Origin of the sequence: Pseudomonas extremorientalis (assembly GCF_024584605.1) — a bacterium.
In the GTDB taxonomy this organism is placed as follows: Bacteria; Pseudomonadota; Gammaproteobacteria; order Pseudomonadales; family Pseudomonadaceae; genus Aquipseudomonas; species Aquipseudomonas extremorientalis.
In genome coordinates, this window is record NZ_CP089519.1 from 1,785,972 (window position 1) to 1,802,639 (window position 16,668).

The 16,668-nt window shown below is 61.1% G+C and carries 12 protein-coding genes; 6 read left to right on the forward strand and 6 right to left on the reverse strand.

Going from position 1 to position 16,668, the window contains the following annotated elements:
- The first annotated feature begins 47 nt into the window (after window positions 1-47).
- The 3 genes from topA to LUU92_RS07965 all read left to right on the forward strand — a co-directional run bounded on the left by topA (window position 48) and on the right by LUU92_RS07965 (window position 3,732).
- The gene (gene topA / locus LUU92_RS07955; RefSeq protein WP_257103385.1) at window positions 48-2,669 is read left to right on the forward strand and encodes a type I DNA topoisomerase; all 2,622 of its coding nucleotides are present in this window, start codon (window positions 48-50) and stop codon (window positions 2,667-2,669) included.
- A 187-nt stretch (window positions 2,670-2,856) separates the two neighbouring features.
- Entirely contained in the window at window positions 2,857-3,378 is a 522-nt protein-coding gene (locus tag LUU92_RS07960) for a DUF6586 family protein (protein ID WP_071489009.1), read from the forward strand.
- A 120-nt stretch (window positions 3,379-3,498) separates the two neighbouring features.
- Window positions 3,499-3,732, forward strand: coding sequence for a hypothetical protein (locus LUU92_RS07965; RefSeq protein ID WP_010212068.1), 234 nt, complete (start codon window positions 3,499-3,501; stop codon window positions 3,730-3,732).
- A gap of 129 nt (window positions 3,733-3,861) precedes the next feature.
- Here LUU92_RS07965 and sulA read toward each other — a convergent pair whose 3' ends face one another.
- Both sulA and lexA read right to left on the reverse strand, forming a co-directional pair.
- The gene (gene sulA / locus LUU92_RS07970; protein ID WP_071489010.1) at window positions 3,862-4,335 is read right to left on the reverse strand and encodes an SOS-induced cell division inhibitor SulA; all 474 of its coding nucleotides are present in this window, start codon (window positions 4,333-4,335) and stop codon (window positions 3,862-3,864) included.
- A gap of 10 nt (window positions 4,336-4,345) precedes the next feature.
- The gene (gene lexA, locus LUU92_RS07975) at window positions 4,346-4,954 is read right to left on the reverse strand and encodes a transcriptional repressor LexA (protein WP_003172575.1); all 609 of its coding nucleotides are present in this window, start codon (window positions 4,952-4,954) and stop codon (window positions 4,346-4,348) included.
- Window positions 4,955-5,217: 263 nt separating this feature from the next.
- Here lexA and LUU92_RS07980 point away from each other — a divergent pair, with 263 nt between their 5' ends.
- A complete protein-coding gene (locus LUU92_RS07980) occupies window positions 5,218-5,925 on the forward strand; it encodes a TetR/AcrR family transcriptional regulator (protein WP_071489011.1) in 708 nt (235 codons plus the stop codon).
- A gap of 136 nt (window positions 5,926-6,061) precedes the next feature.
- Window positions 6,062-7,072: a beta-N-acetylhexosaminidase gene (nagZ, locus tag LUU92_RS07985; protein WP_257103386.1), complete on the forward strand. Its 1,011-nt coding sequence runs from the start codon at window positions 6,062-6,064 to the stop codon at window positions 7,070-7,072.
- Between the two features lie 94 nt (window positions 7,073-7,166).
- On the opposite strand, the gene LUU92_RS07990 is transcribed toward nagZ, so the two are convergent.
- The 3 genes from LUU92_RS07990 to mfd are packed head-to-tail and all read right to left on the reverse strand — an operon-like array spanning window position 7,167 to window position 13,894.
- Complete coding sequence (locus tag LUU92_RS07990) at window positions 7,167-9,857, reverse strand: DEAD/DEAH box helicase (RefSeq protein ID WP_257103387.1); 2,691 nt, start codon at window positions 9,855-9,857, stop codon at window positions 7,167-7,169.
- A 9-nt stretch (window positions 9,858-9,866) separates the two neighbouring features.
- Entirely contained in the window at window positions 9,867-10,433 is a 567-nt protein-coding gene (locus LUU92_RS07995) for a CsiV family protein (RefSeq protein ID WP_093512002.1), read from the reverse strand.
- Window positions 10,434-10,444: 11 nt separating this feature from the next.
- The gene (gene mfd, locus LUU92_RS08000) at window positions 10,445-13,894 is read right to left on the reverse strand and encodes a transcription-repair coupling factor (protein ID WP_071489015.1); all 3,450 of its coding nucleotides are present in this window, start codon (window positions 13,892-13,894) and stop codon (window positions 10,445-10,447) included.
- A gap of 340 nt (window positions 13,895-14,234) precedes the next feature.
- On the opposite strand from mfd, the gene LUU92_RS08005 reads away from it, so the two are divergent.
- Window positions 14,235-15,698: a glyceraldehyde-3-phosphate dehydrogenase gene (locus tag LUU92_RS08005; RefSeq protein ID WP_071489016.1), complete on the forward strand. Its 1,464-nt coding sequence runs from the start codon at window positions 14,235-14,237 to the stop codon at window positions 15,696-15,698.
- A 189-nt stretch (window positions 15,699-15,887) separates the two neighbouring features.
- Here the strand turns inward: LUU92_RS08005 and LUU92_RS08010 are convergent, their stop codons facing one another.
- Window positions 15,888-16,409: a chalcone isomerase family protein gene (locus LUU92_RS08010; protein WP_257103388.1), complete on the reverse strand. Its 522-nt coding sequence runs from the start codon at window positions 16,407-16,409 to the stop codon at window positions 15,888-15,890.
- Between the last annotated feature and the right edge of the window lie 259 nt (window positions 16,410-16,668).

Genomic DNA, 16,668 nt, shown 5'->3' on the forward strand with positions numbered 1-16,668 from the left:
AGGCGCCAACTGCCTTTCACTTCTCGAATTCAGGAATTTTCCGATCCATGGGCAAATCGCTGGTCATTGTGGAATCCCCGGCTAAGGCCAAGACCATCAACAAGTACTTGGGCAACGAGTACGTGGTGAAGTCGAGTATCGGCCATATCCGAGACCTGCCCACCAGCGGTTCGGCTAGCGCCAGCAAGGAGCCAGCCGCCAAGCGCGGCAAGGCGGCTGCGGGCGAAGGTCCGGTGCTCAGCCCTAAAGAGAAAGCGCGCAAGCAGCTGGTCTCGCGTATGGGGGTGGACCCGGAACATGGCTGGAAGGCCAAGTACGAAATCCTTCCCGGCAAGGAAAAGGTCATCGAAGAGCTGCGCCGGCTCGCCAAGGATGCCGACACCATCTATCTCGCGACGGACTTGGACCGCGAAGGGGAAGCCATTGCCTGGCACCTGCGGGAAGCCATCGGCGGTGATGACAGCCGCTACAAGCGCGTGGTGTTCAACGAAATCACCAAGAAAGCTATCCAGGAAGCCTTCTCCAAGCCGGGCGAACTGGACATCGACCGGGTCAACGCCCAGCAGGCGCGTCGCTTCCTCGATCGCGTGGTGGGTTACATGGTCTCGCCGCTGCTGTGGGCGAAGATTGCTCGTGGCCTGTCTGCCGGTCGTGTGCAATCGGTTGCGGTGAAGCTGGTGGTGGAGCGTGAGCGCGAGATCCGTGCGTTCATCCCCGAAGAATATTGGGAAGTCCACGCAGACCTCGGCACCGCCAAGGGCGCCAACGTGCGCTTTGAAGTGGCCCGTGAGAAAGGCGAGGCTTTCAAGCCGCTGAACGAAGCCCAGGCCATGGCCGCGCTGGAAAAGCTCAAGGCGTCCAGCTACAGCATCGTCAAGCGTGAAGACAAACCGACCAGCAGCAAGCCGTCGGCGCCGTTTATTACTTCCACCCTGCAACAGGCCGCGAGCAACCGCCTGGGCTTCGGTGTGAAGAAGACCATGATGATGGCCCAGCGCTTGTACGAAGCCGGCTACATCACGTATATGCGTACCGACTCCACCAACCTGTCGGTGGACGCGGTCGCCATGGCGCGTACGTATATCGAAAGCGAATTCGGCAAGAAGTACCTGCCGGAGAAGCCGAACGTCTACAGCAGCAAGGAAGGCGCACAGGAGGCTCACGAAGCGATTCGTCCTTCCGACGCCAACACCACGCCCGCCAAGCTGAGCGGCATGGAGCGCGACGCCGAGCGCCTCTACGAGCTGATCTGGCGCCAGTTCCTGGCCTGCCAGATGCTGCCGGCGCAATACCTGTCCACCACCGTGAGTGTGGGCGCTGGCGACTTCGAGCTGCGTGCCAAGGGCCGTATCCTCAAGTTCGACGGCTATACCCGTGTGATGCCGCAGATCGCCAAGCCGGGCGATGATGACGTGCTGCCGGACATGGCCCAGGGCGATACGCTGAAGCTGATCAAGCTCGACCCGTCCCAGCACTTTACCAAGCCGCCGGCGCGCTACTCCGAGGCCAGCCTGGTCAAAGAGATGGAAAAACGCGGCATCGGTCGGCCTTCGACCTACGCGGCGATCATCTCCACCATCCAGGACCGCGGCTACGTGGCGCTGCACAACCGTCGTTTCTATTCGGAAAAGATGGGCGACATCGTCACCGAGCGCCTGTCCGAGAGCTTCTCCAACCTGATGGACTACGGCTTCACCGCCGGCATGGAAGAGAACCTCGATGACGTGGCCCAGGGCGAGCGTGACTGGAAAAACGTGCTGGACGAGTTCTACGGCGACTTCAAGAAGAAACTCGAAGTGGCCGAAAGCCCTGAGAGTGGCATGCGTGCCAACCAGCCGGTGATGACCGACATTCCGTGCCAGACCTGTGGTCGGCCGATGCAGATTCGTACTGCGTCCACTGGCGTGTTCCTCGGTTGCTCGGGCTACAGCCTGCCGCCGAAAGAGCGCTGCAAGGCCACCGTCAACCTGGTGCCGGGTGACGAAATCGCGGCCGATGACGAGGGCGAGTCCGAGTCGTTGGTACTGCGTGGCAAGCACCGCTGCCCGATCTGCAGTACGGCGATGGACGCCTACCTGCTTGACGAGAAACACAAGCTGCACATCTGCGGTAACAACCCGGATTGCAATGGCTACGAGATTGAAGAGGGCACCTATCGCATCAAGGGCTATGAAGGTCCGAGCCTGGAATGTGACAAGTGCGGCAGCGAGATGCAGCTCAAGACCGGCCGTTTCGGCAAGTTCTTCGGCTGTACCAATCCGACCTGCAAGAACACCCGCAAGCTGCTGAAAAGCGGTGATGCGGCGCCGCCGAAGATGGACCCGGTGAAGATGCCGGAGCTCAAGTGCGAGAAGGTCAACGACACCTACATCCTGCGTGACGGTGCTTCGGGGTTGTTCCTGGCCGCCAGTCAGTTCCCTAAGAACCGCGAGACCCGTGCGCCGCTGGTGCTGGAAATCGTGCCGCACAAGGATGAGATCGATCCGAAGTACCACTTCCTGTGCGAAGCGCCGAAGAAGGACCCGGATGGTCGTCCAGCCGTGATCCGCTACAGCCGCAAGACCAAGGAGCAGTACGTGCAGTCCGAAGTGGACGGCAAGCCGACTGGCTGGAAAGCGTTCTATGACGGCGGCAAGTGGAAGGTCGAGGATAAGCGCCAGGGCGCTTGATCCGGCGGATGTGCTGAAGACCCAAATGAGGGAGGGTGCTTGCCCCCTCCCTCATTTGGGTCTGTTTGGTTCTGAAAGTCGACTTTTGACCCGCATAAGCGGCGGTTTATTGCACTTGCAGTAGGCTCGGCTGATCCGTGACACTGTTCAGCCAGCATCACGTTTATTCGTTGTGGAGATTGCCGTCATGGCCTACGAACTCTATACCCGTACCAATCAGAAAATTTACTTCGCGGGTTTGTCCCTGGAAGCCCTTGGCCGTGCCGAGGAAGGGAAAGAGATGAATGCCATTGCGCTGGTCCAGGCGGGGCGTGAAGCGGCGTTGTTCCACCTGTATGGCGCCTTGCTGGGCCTGTGTCATGAAATCGCCGGGTTTTACCGCCTGCCCCAGGCCGGTTCGCCCCGTGCGGAAATGATCATGAATCGCGAAGTGCTGGACTCCATGGCGATTCCTGAGCTGGCTGAGCTGGTGGAAATGGCGCAAAGCCCCGACAGTTGGGTTGCCCGCCTGCTCAAGGCGCATGCCGATATGTTCCAGCCGCCGCGCATTCCCCATGTGCCCAAGGGGGATGTGACCCAGCCGCTGATCGTGGCGGTTGCAGTGGAAGAGGAAGAGCCCAAGCCGTTGAGCCGGGAAGAGCTGGAAGGCTGGCGCCAGGAATTGAAAAAGATGGCGCTGCGCTTTCGTGAAGGCCTTAACGAATGTTGATCATCCTGTAGGAATTGGGCGGCGACCATTCATCAAGCTGTCAAGAAACCTGTTCAGATCCTCTGCGAGGCTGGGTGGATGACTGATATAATCCCGGCCTTTCGTGGAGAACAGACTTTTATGCCGACGTCCTTTCTGGAAATTGTTGAATTGCCTGACGGCCGAATCGAGCTGCGCCGGGCAGAGGACGAAGGTTCTCTGGTCATTCTGGATTTTTCCGAGGATGCCAAGGTGTTCTTGCAGGGCCAGCACGTGGAAGTGGCTAAAGCCATGTTGAGCGTGGGTGTGCAGATGGCAGGTCGCCTGGCAGAAGGCGAACCGGAGAAAGAAGACGGGCCGCGGGTTCTTCATTGAGCCCAGATGACAGGTCGGTTTTTACAATGACCGAGTTTGTTGTGGTGAGTTGGCTTCTGCAGTGAGCGGGCTCGCCACAGAAGCCCGCTCACAACAGAAGCTCGCATATCACAGGCAAGGCCTGTGATTTCAGCCCAATCGAATATTCAAACTCTGGGCATCGCCCGTACGTGCAGCGCTGATCAGTTGCTGCTTGGCGCTGGCATTCAGCGGGTTCAACCAGCTCACTACCGTATGGCTACGACCCAGGCGCAAGGCTTCGCAGGTCAACTGCTGGGCACTTTGCGTACCGCGTGGTTGCAGCAGCAGGATGCGCTCGCGGTTGAGGCCGGCGTCCCGTAGCCAGGCCTGGGTCAGGCTAGCGGGCGGGGCGATCAGCGTCAGCCAGCGGGCGTCCTGCTCTTCGCTCAATTCGCGAAGGATCGGCGCCAGCAGGCTCAGGCAGCTCCCCGCTGCACCGCGCAACGACAATTCACTGAACGCCTCAGGCTCCGCGCTCCAGGGCGCTTCGATCGTTTCCTTGAGGATGGGCGCAAGGGGTTGGGCCATGAAGGCCTCGAACAGCGACAGTTGTGTGTGTTGTGGGGTGTGGACGAGCTGCATGATGCCTCCTTTAGCGGCGAATGACGCCGACGCTCAAGCCTTCGATCACCAGGTCCTGATCTTTCAGGTTCACTTCAATCGGGGCGAACTCGGGGTTCTCGGCCAGGAGCCAGACCTTGCTGCCTTCGCGCTTGAAGCGTTTGACGGTGACTTCGTCGCCGATACGGGCAACGACGATCTGGCCATTACGGGCTTCGCGGGTGGTGTGGACGGCCAACAGGTCGCCGTCGAAGATGCCCACGTCCTTCATGCTCATGCCATGGACCCGCAACAGGTAGTCGGCGCGCGGATGGAAGAAGGTAGGGTTGATGTTGCAGGACTCCTCGACGTGCTGCTGCGCCAGGATCGGCGCACCGGCGGCGACGCGGCCGATGATCGGCAGGGTCGATTCGTCGGCCTTGGCCTCGAAGCCAGGGATGCGAATACCGCGTGAGGCACCGGGGGTCATCTCGATCGCGCCTTTGCGAGCGAGGGCCTTGAGGTGTTCCTCGGCGGCGTTGGGGGACTTGAAACCCAGTTCCAGCGCAATCTCTGCTCGTGTCGGCGGGTAGCCGTTGTCATCGAGGCAGCGCTTGATAAAAGCCAGAATCTCAGCTTGGCGTGGCGTCAGTTTTAGCATGTTGATCGCTCTGTCTTTTTATACAGTGACTGGGATTATATACAGTGAACTGCGCTTGGCAATCATCCTTTTCCAGCCCTCCGCTGGACGGTCATCCCCGATCCTTCCCACAGGCCCGAGATAGCGCTGCCTACAGATCAATAGAGATGTGATTAAATAGCGATGAAATACATGACTGCCCGGCCGGAAAGCGAACTCGCAGGCTTGACAAGACACACCCTGAAACGTATGTTTCAAACAAGTGTTTGTCAGGCGGAGTAGCCATGGCCCAGTCGGAAACCGTTGAACGCATTCTCGATGCTGCCGAGCAATTGTTCGCGGAAAAAGGATTTGCTGAAACTTCATTGCGGCTGATCACCAGCAAGGCTGGCGTCAACCTCGCTGCAGTGAACTATCATTTCGGCTCGAAAAAAGCCCTGATCCAGGCGGTGTTCTCGCGCTTCCTGGGGCCGTTCTGCGCCAGTCTCGACCGTGAACTCGAGCGTCGCCAGGGCAAGACCGACCACAAGCCGACACTCGAAGAGCTGCTGGAAATCCTCGTTGAACAAGCATTGGTGGTTCAACCGCGCAGCGGCAACGACCTGTCGATCTTCATGCGCCTGCTCGGCCTGGCGTTCAGCCAGAGCCAGGGTCACTTGCGGCGCTATCTGGAGGACATGTACGGCAAGGTATTTCGTCGCTATATGTTGCTGGTCAACGAGGCCGCTCCGCGTATTCCACCGATTGAACTGTTCTGGCGCGTGCACTTCATGCTCGGAGCTGCGGCGTTCAGCATGTCGGGGATCAAGGCGCTGCGGGCGATTGCCGAGACTGATTTCGGCGTCAACACCTCTATTGAACAGGTCATGCGCCTGATGGTGCCGTTCCTGGCCGCCGGTATGCGTGCTGAAACCGGTGTGACCGACCCGACGATGGCTGCCGCCCAATTACGCCCGCGCAGCAAATCCGCGCCAAGCCCCGCCAAGGTTTGAGCCACCCGGGTGTGCGCAGCCGCCTGCATCCGCTAAGCTAGCGGCCCATGCCGAATTCAGCTATTTACTCGCAACCTGTTGTGCTCACTGTGCCTGGTGGGGGCAACGGGTTGTGTGCGTTTTATAAGGAAGGTTTATGACTGCTGCCCTGCAAGGTTCTTTGATGGTCGACGTTGCCGGCACTTGGCTCACGGCCGAGGATCGCCACCTGCTGCGCCAGCCTGAGGTGGGTGGCCTGATCATTTTTGCGCGCAATATCGAGCACCCACGCCAGGTACGCGAGTTGAGTGCGGCGATTCGTGCCGTGCGCCCAGACCTGCTACTGGCGGTCGACCAGGAAGGCGGTCGCGTACAGCGCCTGCGTCAGGGCTTTGTGCGCCTGCCGGCCATGCGTGCCTTGGCGGATAACCCGAATGCAGAGTACCTGGCCGAGCAGTGCGGCTGGATCATGGCCACCGAAGTACTGGCCGTGGGCCTGGACCTGAGCTTCGCCCCGGTGCTGGACCTGGATTATCAGCGCAGCGCGGTGGTCGGCACCCGTTCCTTCGAAGGCGACCCCGAGCGGGCCGCCGTGCTGGCGGGTGCATTCATCCGTGGGATGAACAGCGCCGGCATGGCCGCCACCGGTAAGCACTTCCCCGGTCACGGTTGGGCCGAGGCCGATTCCCACGTCGCCATTCCCAATGATGAGCGTAGCCTGGAACAGATTCGCGCCAATGACTTGGTGCCTTTCGCACGCCTGAGTAAGCAACTGGCGGCTGTGATGCCCGCGCACGTCATCTACCCGCAAGTCGACACCCAGCCAGCCGGCTTCTCGCGCCGCTGGTTGCAGGACATCCTGCGCGGCGAGTTGCAGTTCGATGGGGTGATTTTCAGCGATGACCTGTCCATGGCGGGGGCGCATGTGGTCGGTGATGCTGCCAGCCGCATCGAGGCCGCGTTGACGGCCGGTTGCGACATGGGACTGGTGTGCAACGATCGCGCGGCGGCTGAGTTGGCACTGAGTGCGGCGCAGCGCATGAAGGTCACGCCATCGGTGCGCATTGCGCGCATGCGTGGGCAGGCGGTTGCTTCGACCGATTACAAGCAGGATCCGCGTTGGTTGGCGGCGCTGACTGCGTTGCGGGATGCTCAGCTGATCGGCTGAACACTGCGTCGAGCCCATCGGGGGCAAGCCCCCTCCCACATTTGACCGCAGTTGTCATGTGGGAGGGGGCTTGCCCCCGATGGCGATCGAGCTGTCAGCGCTTTTCCTGTTTGTTGGGCAACGGCGCAAACAGCGCTTCTATATCCTCGTTGCCCAACTGCCAATCCCCGGTCGTACGGCCATCCAGCACACCTGCCGCCAGGTCGGACTTTTCCTTTTGCAGGTGCTGGATTTTTTCCTCCACCGTGCCCCGGGCAATCATCTTGTAGACGAACACCGGCTTCTCCTGGCCGATGCGATACGCACGGTCAGTCGCCTGGTTCTCCGTCGCCGGGTTCCACCAGGGGTCGTAATGGATCACCGTGTCGGCTTCGGTCAGGTTCAAGCCCACACCGCCGGCCTTCAGGCTGATCAGGAAAATCTGTAGTTTGCCGCTCTGGAAATCCTTCACCGGCGTGCGCCGGTCCCGCGTCTGGCCGGTCAACAAGGCGTAGGCAACACCGCGCTTTTTCAGCTCGACTTCGATCAGGCTCAACATTGAGGTGAACTGGGAAAACAGCAGGATCCGCCGACCTTCCTCAAACAACTCCTCAAGCATTTCCATCAAGCTATCGAGCTTGCCCGAGCTGCTGCCGCGGGCGGGCAGGGTGGCGTCGTTGACCAGGCGCAGGTCGCAGCACACCTGGCGCAGCTTGAGCAGCGCCTCAAGAATGATGATCTGGCTGCGTGCCACGCCCTTGCGGGTGATCTCGTCGCGGACCTTCTTGTCCATGGCCAGGCGCATGGTTTCGTACACGTCACGCTGGGCCTCGTTGAGGTCGACCCAGTGGATGATCTCGGTCTTGGGCGGCAGCTCCGTGGCCACTTGTTCTTTGGTGCGGCGCAACAGGAAGGGTTTGATCCGACCGTTGAGGTGCTGCAGTCGTACGTCGCTGGCGCGCTTTTCGATGGGCACGCGGTAATCGCGGTTGAAGCTTTTTACGTCACCCAGCCAGCCCGGCAGCAGGAAGTGGAACAACGACCACAGCTCACCCAGGTGGTTTTCCAGTGGCGTACCGCTCAGGCACAGGCGCTGCCGCGCATTCAGTTCGCGTGCCGCCTGGGCCGCCTTGCTGGAAGGGTTCTTGATGTACTGGGCTTCATCGAGGATCAGTACATGCAGGGGCAGGGCCTTGAGCTGGTCGATGTCCTTGGGTAGCAGTGCATAGGTGGTCAGCAGCAGGTCATAGTCCTGCAGGTTCGCGAAATGTTTCTTGCGGGCTGCGCCATACAACGCCACCACTTTGAGTTGCGGCGTGAAGTGCGCCGCTTCGTCCAGCCAGTTGGGAATCAGGCTGGTGGGCATCACCACCATGCAGGGGCGATCCAGGCGCCCGGCGTTCTTTTCACTGAGAATATGCGCCAGGGTCTGGAGGGTCTTGCCCAGGCCCATGTCATCCGCAAGTATCCCGCCCACATCAAGCTGGCGCAGCGACTGCATCCAGCTCAAGCCTTCCAGTTGGTACGGACGCAGGGTCGCGTTCAGCCCTTCGGGCGCCACGCAGGTGAAGTCCTTGATGTCCCGCAGGCGTTGGGCGAAGTTGCGGATCTTCTCGCCACCTTCCCATTGCAGCGGCAGGTCTTCCAGCGGGTTAAGGCGGATTGCATCAGCCTTGGCCAGGCGCAGTGTGGTGGTGCCGGCTTCCTGTAGATAAAACTCACCAAGGGTGGCCAGCACCGGTTTCAGTCGGCCATAGGGCAGCGCCACTTGTATGGGGCCGTGGCCATTGGGCAGGCCAGGGATATTCACCAGGATCAGCTCATCATCGCGACGCCGCGCCAGCTTCTCCGGGTTGAGGATCTCGGTGTGGGAGCGCATCAGGTTCAGCAGGATCGGCAACAGGCTCAGTCGCTCGCCGTTGACGATGATCCCCAGCTCCAGATCGAACCAATCACGCTCCGGCCCTTCATCTACCGTGGCGTACCAGTCATCGACAGCGCTCAGGTCGAAGCCGAAATCATCATCGATCAGCAGCTCCCAGCCTTCGGCCCGCAAGGTCGGCGTGGCATTGAGGGTGAAGGTCAGCCAGGCACTGTCATTGACCATCTCAAACAGTTCCCCGGCGCTCTCAGGCAGGGCCTTGCTCTGGCGCGTAGCGATCTTGAAGCCCAGCAGGCGCAGTCGCTCGCGGTACGGCTGTTCCAGCTCGGGATGGCGCTTGATGCGCAGGCTCTGGGTGTCCTGGCGCACGATGATGTCAGTGTTTTTCTGCCCGCTGACATAGTTGCCCAAATAGTTGAACGACAGCGCCGCCCGGTGCTGGATATAGCGCTGCATCTTGCCGTTGCGTGGTTCGAACGCGCTGAACTCCACGCTGGCCATCCACAGGCGCGGCACCGGCACCACATCCTCCATGACCACCTGCGGCAACACCGCGCGGTTTTCCAGGACTGCCTGGAGTTTTTCCAGCAGTTCTGGGTCCTGGGCGGCAGCGGGGAAGGCCAGGGTTTCCTGGACCTTGAGCAATACCGCCGCGATGTGTTTGCAGTTGGTGCGCACCGGGCAAGTGCAGCGGCTGTCCACCAGGATCAACGTGCCTTTGGCCGATTCGCGCAGCGAAATGGTCTGCCGGTAGACGTTGCCGCCTGAGCCTTCGCAACTGGCGATGATGGTGCTGTCGCCGGATTCGACGATGCGCACCCGGTTCTCCAGGGCATAACGCCGCCCGCGCTCAAGGCTCTGCTCTTTAAAGCGATTGGCCCACGAAGGGGCCAGGGGTTTGGTCAGCGACGACGTCAGGGGCATGGCGATGGATCAGTCCTGCAGGTCGGGCGGTGGTGCGCTGGGGGGCTTGGCGGTCAGCGAGGTGATCTTGATCAGCAACGCCAGGTGGCCGCCGTCCAGGTAGTTGAGCTGGTTGTTCTTGGTGCGCACGTCGGTCTGGCTCAGGTGTTCGCTGGCGATCACGCTGCCGTTGGCGTCGAACTGGTTGATCCAGAAGTTCGCATCGATGTCGGTAAAACGCCCCAGTTGCAGGCTCAGCACGCCCTCGATGGGGAACTGGCCGAACTGCTCCTGGCCGTCGGTGATGGCGACCTTGACCGGCTGCTCGCCCAGGTTCTGCTCCCAGGCCTTATGCAGCAGCACCGTGTAGGTGGAGTCGGCGCGCAGCTTATCGACAATGTTGGACAGGCGCGGCGGGCTCAGCCGGTCGCCCAGGCGCGCGGCGCCAGCATCCCAGTTTTCCGGGGCGGCGCGGCTGTTGATCACCGGTTCGGCGTTCTGGCGCACCAGGATCATTTCCACCTGGTACGGGCTGTCGGCGAACGCCGCAGGTGCCGCGACCACCAACAACAGGCTCAACATGCGGAACAGGCGCATTCGGGCGTCCTTCAAGCAGGTTTCGGGATGAGGCGCTCGAACAGCGCCTCCAGGGTGTTAAAGCGTTCTTCGGCGCGTTCCATCGGCACCATGAACTTGAACAGCGTAGCCCCTTCGAACTTGTAGCGGTTGGGCTGGCCCTGGATCAGCTTGATCAGCACCAATGGGTCCACGGGGGTCTGCGCCTCGAATTCGATGCGCCCGCCCTGCGGCCCGGCGTCGACCTTCTTGATCCCCAGTTGCTCGGCCTGCAATTTGAGCAGGGTCAGGCGCACCAGGTTCTTGGTCGGCTCGGGCAACAGGCCGAAGCGGTCGATCATCTCCACCTGCAGGTCCTTGAGGCCTTCTTCGTCGGTGGCCGAGGCGATGCGTTTGTACAGGATCAGCCGTGCGTGCACATCCGGCAGGTAGTCTTCGGGAATCAACGCAGGCAAGCGCAGGTTGATCTCCGGACCGCCGCCCAATGGTTGATCGAGGTTCGGTTGCTCACCCTTGCGGATGGCTTTCACCGCACGCTCAAGCATTTCCATATACAGGGTGAAACCCACCGCCTGGATCTGCCCGCTCTGGCCATCGCCCAGCAGTTCGCCGGCGCCACGGATTTCCAGGTCGTTGGTGGCCAGCACAAAACCGGCGCCCAGGTCCTGGGTGTTGGCGATCGCTTCCAGGCGTTTTTCCGCATCGCCGGTGATTTGCTGGCGCGGTGGCGTCAGCAGATAGGCATAGGCCTGGTGGTGGCTGCGTCCGACGCGGCCGCGTAACTGGTGAAGCTGTGCCAGGCCGAACTTGTCGGCGCGCTCGATGATGATGGTGTTGGCGCTCGGCACGTCGATGCCGGTCTCGATGATGGTCGAGGCGATCAGCACGTTGAAGCGCTTGTGGTAGAAGTCGCTCATCACTTGTTCGAGTTCGCGCTCGCGCATCTGCCCATGGCCGATGGCGATACGCGCCTCCGGCACCAGCTCGGCCAGGTCGGCGGCGCATTTCTCGATGGTTTTCACATCGTTGTGCAGGTAATAAACCTGCCCGCCGCGCAGCAGTTCGCGCAGCAGCGCTTCCTTGACCGTGCTTTTGTTCTGCTCCATCACGAAGGTGCGCACCGACAGGCGACGTGCCGGCGGCGTGGCGATGATCGACAGGTCGCGCATGCCGGACACCGCCATGTTCAGCGTACGCGGAATCGGCGTGGCGGTGAGGGTGAGGATGTCGACTTCGCTGCGCAGGGCCTTGAGCTGTTCTTTCTGGCGCACACCAAAGCGGTGTTCTTCGTCGATGATCACCAGCCCCAGGTTCTTGATCTTCACGTCATCCGACAGCAGCTTGTGCGTGCCGATCACGATGTCGATCTTGCCTTCGGCGAGGTCGGCGACGGCAGCATTCACTTCCTTGGCTGATTTGAAGCGGCTCATCACTTCGACGGTCACCGGCCAATCGGCAAAGCGGTCGCGGAAGCTGTTGTAGTGCTGTTGGGCGAGCAGGGTGGTGGGCACCAGGATCGCCACTTGTTTGCCGCCATGCACTGCGATGAAGGCGGCGCGCATCGCCACTTCGGTCTTGCCGAAGCCCACGTCGCCGCAGACCAGGCGGTCCATCGGCTTGGGCGCGAGCATGTCGGCGCGCACCGCTTCGATGGTGGTTTGCTGGTCTGGGGTTTCTTCAAAGGCGAAGCCGGCGCTGAAAGTGGCGTAGTCAGCTTTCGGGTCGGCGAACGCATAACCCTCGCGGGCAGCGCGGCGGGCGTAGATGTCGAGCAGCTCGGCGGCGACGTCGCGCACCTGTTCGGCGGCCTTGCGCTTGGCTTTCTGCCAGGTCTCGGAGCCCAGGCGGTGCAACGGCGCCAGGGCGTCGTCGCTGCCGGTGTAGCGGGCGATCAGGTGCAGGTTGGCCACCGGCACGTAGAGCTTGGCGCCCTCGGCGTATTCCATGGTGAGGAATTCGGCGGCCTGGTTGTCGATCTCCAGGGTCTGCAGGCCCAGGTAACGGCCGACGCCATGGTCGATATGCACCACCGGCGCGCCTTCGCGCAGCTCGGTCAGGTTCTTGATCACCGCGTCGTTGTTGGCGTCGGCGCGTTTTTCACGGCGGCGGCGCTGCATCACGCGTTGGCCGAACAGCGGGCTCTCGGCAATCAATGCCAAGGCTGGATCGTCCAGCAGCAGGCCTTCGTCCAGTGGCGCGATGGTGATCGCCAGGCGGTCTTTGCTCGCCACAAAATCCGGCCAGCTGTCGACGGTTTTCGGGCGCAGCTTCAGGCGTTCCAGCAGCTCCAGCAGCACCTCTCGGCGACCCGCGGATTCGGCGGTGAACAGCACACGGCCCGGGAAGTCACCGAGGAAGTTGGACAGCGCTTCCAACGGTTGCGTGGCTTTGGCCTGGATCGCCAGGTCCGGCAGCATTCCTGCCGGGAAGCGCTCGCGGCCGGCGCCTTTTTCCACATCCTGCTGGCTGGCGACCACGCGTGGCCAGTTTTTCAGGCGGGCGAAGCAGTCTTCTACCGGCAGGAACAACTCGGCGGGCGGCAATAAAGGACGCGATGGATCGACGCGGCGCTCTTCATAGCGGTTGCGCACATCGTTCCAGAAGTTTTCCGCCGCTTGTTCGATACCGGGCAGCGAGAACACCTGGGTGTCTTGTGGCAGGTAGTCGAACAGGGTGGAGGTTTCGTCGAAGAACAGCGGCAGGTAGTACTCGATACCGGCCGGGGTAATCCCGCTGCTCAGGTCCTGGAAGATCGGGCAGCGGCGGAAGTCCACGTCGAAGCGTTCACGAAAGCGCGCCTTGAAGCGGGTGACCGCGTCTTTTTGCAGCGGGAATTCCCGTGCCGGCAGCAGCTTGATCGAGTCTACTTTGTCGATGGAGCGCTGGTTCTCCGGGTCGAAGGTGCGCAGGGTTTCGATTTCGTCATCGAACAGGTCGATGCGATAGGGCAGTTTGCTGCCCATCGGGAACAGGTCGATCAACGCACCGCGCACCGCGAACTCACCGTGCTCGTATACCGTATCGACGCAACGGTAGCCGCTGGCTTCCAGGCGCGTGCGCATCTGCTCCACATCGAGCTTCTGGCCGACATCCAGCACCAGGCTGCTGCCCAGCAGGAACTTGGTCGGCGCCAGGCGATGCAGTGCCGTGGTGATCGGCACCACCAGCACGCCGTGGGCCAGTTCCGGCAGGCGGTACAGGCTGGCGATGCGCTGGGAGATGATGTCCTGGTGCGGCGAGAACAGGTCGTAGGGCAAGGTTTCCCAGTCGGGGAAATGCAGCACCGGCAAATCGGGGGCGAAGAAGCTCAGCTCCTGCTCCAACCGTTCGGCGCTTTGGCTGTCGGCGGTGAGCAGCAGGGTAAAGCGCTTGGCTGCGCTGGCAGCCTCGGCGATGGCCAGGCTCAGGGCGGCACCGGGCAGGTTGCCCCAATGCTGTTTACCTGCCTCGGCAGGGAGTAGCGGTAGACGCAGAACGGGCACGGAAGGTTGAGCTCCAAGCGTTGCGACAAAGTCGGTAATTGTAACGGCCCAAGGTGCCGCCTGTCAGTTTCTGACTGAGCCTATTACGGTTTGCGGGAAATGTAGTGGCTAAGACAAACAATGGCGCGTTTTGACTCAATATGTAGTGCCGAAATACGCGATTGTTTAGGAGGGTTACGGACAAGTTGGCCTGCCTCCCCAACTGGTGGCCTTCTGGAACCCGCGTATTTACTGGGCTGTAGCGGGGCGGTATTTTTTGGCAAGGGGTTTTTGTTATGGCGCGCGCATTGCTCCGAGGGCGGTCGGGCGGCATAATGTAGCCCCTTTTTTCAGCCCCTACATGTGGAAGGTTCCCGTGACTCAGAAGCCCGACCAGTGTCTTGGTGAATGGATCGACCGTGAAGCACTCGCAGAAGCGATGATCCCGCTTATCGGTCAGCTGTACCGCAATAACAATGTGGTGAGCTCGATCTATGGCCGCAGCCTGATCAACCAGTCCGTCATCGCGATTCTCAAAGCGCACCGCTTTGCACGCCATCGCTCTGCGGACGACAGCGAACTCTCCGTCCACGAAACATTCCCACTGCTTAAAGCCATGAGCGAGCTCAAGCTCGGCGCGGCCTCGGTAGACCTGGGCAAGCTGGCCTACAAATTCCGCAAGGAAGGCGCCGGCCGTACCGCCGAGCAGTTCGTGCGTGAAGAAATGGCCGATGTGGTTGGCCAGCAAAATGCCGCGGCCCGCAAAGGCACCGACGTGGTGCTGTACGGCTTCGGTCGTATCGGCCGCCTGCTGGCACGCATCCTGATCGAAAAAACCGGTGGCGGCGACGGCCTGCGCCTGCGTGCCATCGTGGTGCGCAAAGGCGCCGAGAACGACCTGACCAAGCGTGCAAGCCTGCTGCGTCGCGATTCGGTACACGGTCCGTTCAACGGCACCATCGTCATCGACGAAGAAAACAACACCATCACCGCCAACGGTAACCTGATCCAGGTGATCTACGCGAAGAACCCGTCCGAGGTGGATTACACCCAGTACGGCATCAAGGACGCCTTGCTGGTGGACAACACCGGTGTATGGCGTGACGCCGAGGGCCTGGGCCAACACCTGGCCTGCCCGGGTATCGACCGCGTTGTGCTGACCGCGCCTGGCAAGGGCAAGCTGAAGAACATCGTTCACGGCATCAACCACGCTGACATCACCGCTGACGACAAGATCGTGTCCGCCGCGTCCTGCACCACCAACGCCATCGTGCCGGTGCTGAAGGCGGTGAATGACAAGTTCGGCATCGTCAACGGCCACGTCGAGACGGTTCACTCGTACACCAACGACCAGAACCTGATCGACAACTTCCACAAGGGCGATCGCCGTGGCCGTAGCGCCGCGTTGAACATGGTGATCACCGAGACCGGTGCTGCCACCGCTGCAGCCAAGGCCCTGCCTGAGCTGGCCGGCAAGCTGACCGGTAACGCGATCCGCGTGCCGACGCCGAACGTGTCCATGGCCATCCTCAACCTGAACCTTGAGAAAGCCGCCACCCGTGAAGAGATGAACGAGTACCTGCGCTACATGGCGCTGCACTCGGACCTGCACAAGCAGATCGACTTCGTCAACTCGCAGGAAGTGGTCTCCACCGACTTCGTAGGCTCGCGCCACGCCGGTGTGGTGGACGCCGAAGCGACCATTACCCAGGACAACCGCGTTGTCCTGTACGTGTGGTACGACAACGAGTTCGGCTACAGCTGCCAGGTGGTTCGCGTGATGGAAGACATGGCTGGGGTCAACCCGCCGGCGTTCCCGCGTTAAGCATTTGCGTTGAATGAAAAGCCCCGACTGGTTCGGGGCTTTTTTGTGGCTGGGGATTTTGTGCGGGCTGGAAGGGCCTCATCGGGGGCAAGCCCCCTCCCACATTTAAACCGCATTCCTGCAGGGTGAATGCGGTCCAGTGTGGGAGGGGGCTTGCCCCGATGACGTCAGTCCAGACAATACACGCCTTCATTCCAGCAACCTCTCCGACAAGCCCTTGGGCGCTAACCAGATCCCCAGGTAAGCCTTCGCCAGCTCATTGTCGCTGCTGCTGAATAACACTTCGCCATTGATTTCCAGGTCCAAGCCGCGTCCGGGTCGAAAATCCAGTGCGTAGCGATCACCGCTATGGATGTTGCGAAAGACGGCATGCAGTTTGTCCACTTCGGATTTCAAGCGGTTGCTGATGTGCTGGCGCGCCAGTGTGGTGTTGGCGGCCTTGATCACGTCGTTGCGGTCGATGTCGCGAAAGTAATACAGCGTCAGGCGCAGTGCTGCCTGTTGGTCCCAGGCCTGCTTGGCGTTCAAATCCGGCGGGGCGTACAGCGCGGCCGCATACACATCCGCCCAGAGGTACGTGAGCACCGTCTGGTTTTTCAGCACCAATGTCTGGGAGTGTGTCGGAAAGTTGGCCTGCCTGAGTCGATTCGGCTCATTGGCCTGTGCGGTGATCGACAACATCAGCATTAAACCGAAAACCAGATGCCGCATAATGGCGCGTCCCGAAAAGATCCGTGGCTACAGGTTAATTCATTTTCCGGCAGCGACAGGGTTCAGGGATAATCTGCGCTGTGTAGTAAAGGCATTGCTGGCCTACGACGCGACCAAGGGTTAATGTTCGCGGCGTTGAGCCTTATATAGACTGTGCCCCGGTTCACACACTTGAGCCAAATTGTCCTTCATGACCGCTGGCCGCGGCATGATTTAGCCAGGCGTCCAACCGTACGCCTGGCCTGTTCTGAGGAGTACG

What these genes read in the sequence shown, in the direction of transcription:
- LUU92_RS08010 (WP_257103388.1), bottom strand. Translation starts at nt 16,409, where the DNA reads ATGCGGCATCTGGTTTTCGGTTTAATGCTGATGTTGTCGATCACCGCA.
- topA (WP_257103385.1), top strand. Translation starts at nt 48, where the DNA reads ATGGGCAAATCGCTGGTCATTGTGGAATCCCCGGCTAAGGCCAAGACC.
- LUU92_RS08005 (WP_071489016.1), top strand. Translation starts at nt 14,235, where the DNA reads ATGTGGAAGGTTCCCGTGACTCAGAAGCCCGACCAGTGTCTTGGTGAA.
- sulA (WP_071489010.1), bottom strand. Translation starts at nt 4,335, where the DNA reads ATGCAGCTCGTCCACACCCCACAACACACACAACTGTCGCTGTTCGAG.
- LUU92_RS07980 (WP_071489011.1), top strand. Translation starts at nt 5,218, where the DNA reads ATGGCCCAGTCGGAAACCGTTGAACGCATTCTCGATGCTGCCGAGCAA.
- lexA (WP_003172575.1), bottom strand. Translation starts at nt 4,954, where the DNA reads ATGCTAAAACTGACGCCACGCCAAGCTGAGATTCTGGCTTTTATCAAG.
- LUU92_RS07960 (WP_071489009.1), top strand. Translation starts at nt 2,857, where the DNA reads ATGGCCTACGAACTCTATACCCGTACCAATCAGAAAATTTACTTCGCG.
- nagZ (WP_257103386.1), top strand. Translation starts at nt 6,062, where the DNA reads ATGACTGCTGCCCTGCAAGGTTCTTTGATGGTCGACGTTGCCGGCACT.
- LUU92_RS07965 (WP_010212068.1), top strand. Translation starts at nt 3,499, where the DNA reads ATGCCGACGTCCTTTCTGGAAATTGTTGAATTGCCTGACGGCCGAATC.
- LUU92_RS07995 (WP_093512002.1), bottom strand. Translation starts at nt 10,433, where the DNA reads ATGCGCCTGTTCCGCATGTTGAGCCTGTTGTTGGTGGTCGCGGCACCT.
- LUU92_RS07990 (WP_257103387.1), bottom strand. Translation starts at nt 9,857, where the DNA reads ATGCCCCTGACGTCGTCGCTGACCAAACCCCTGGCCCCTTCGTGGGCC.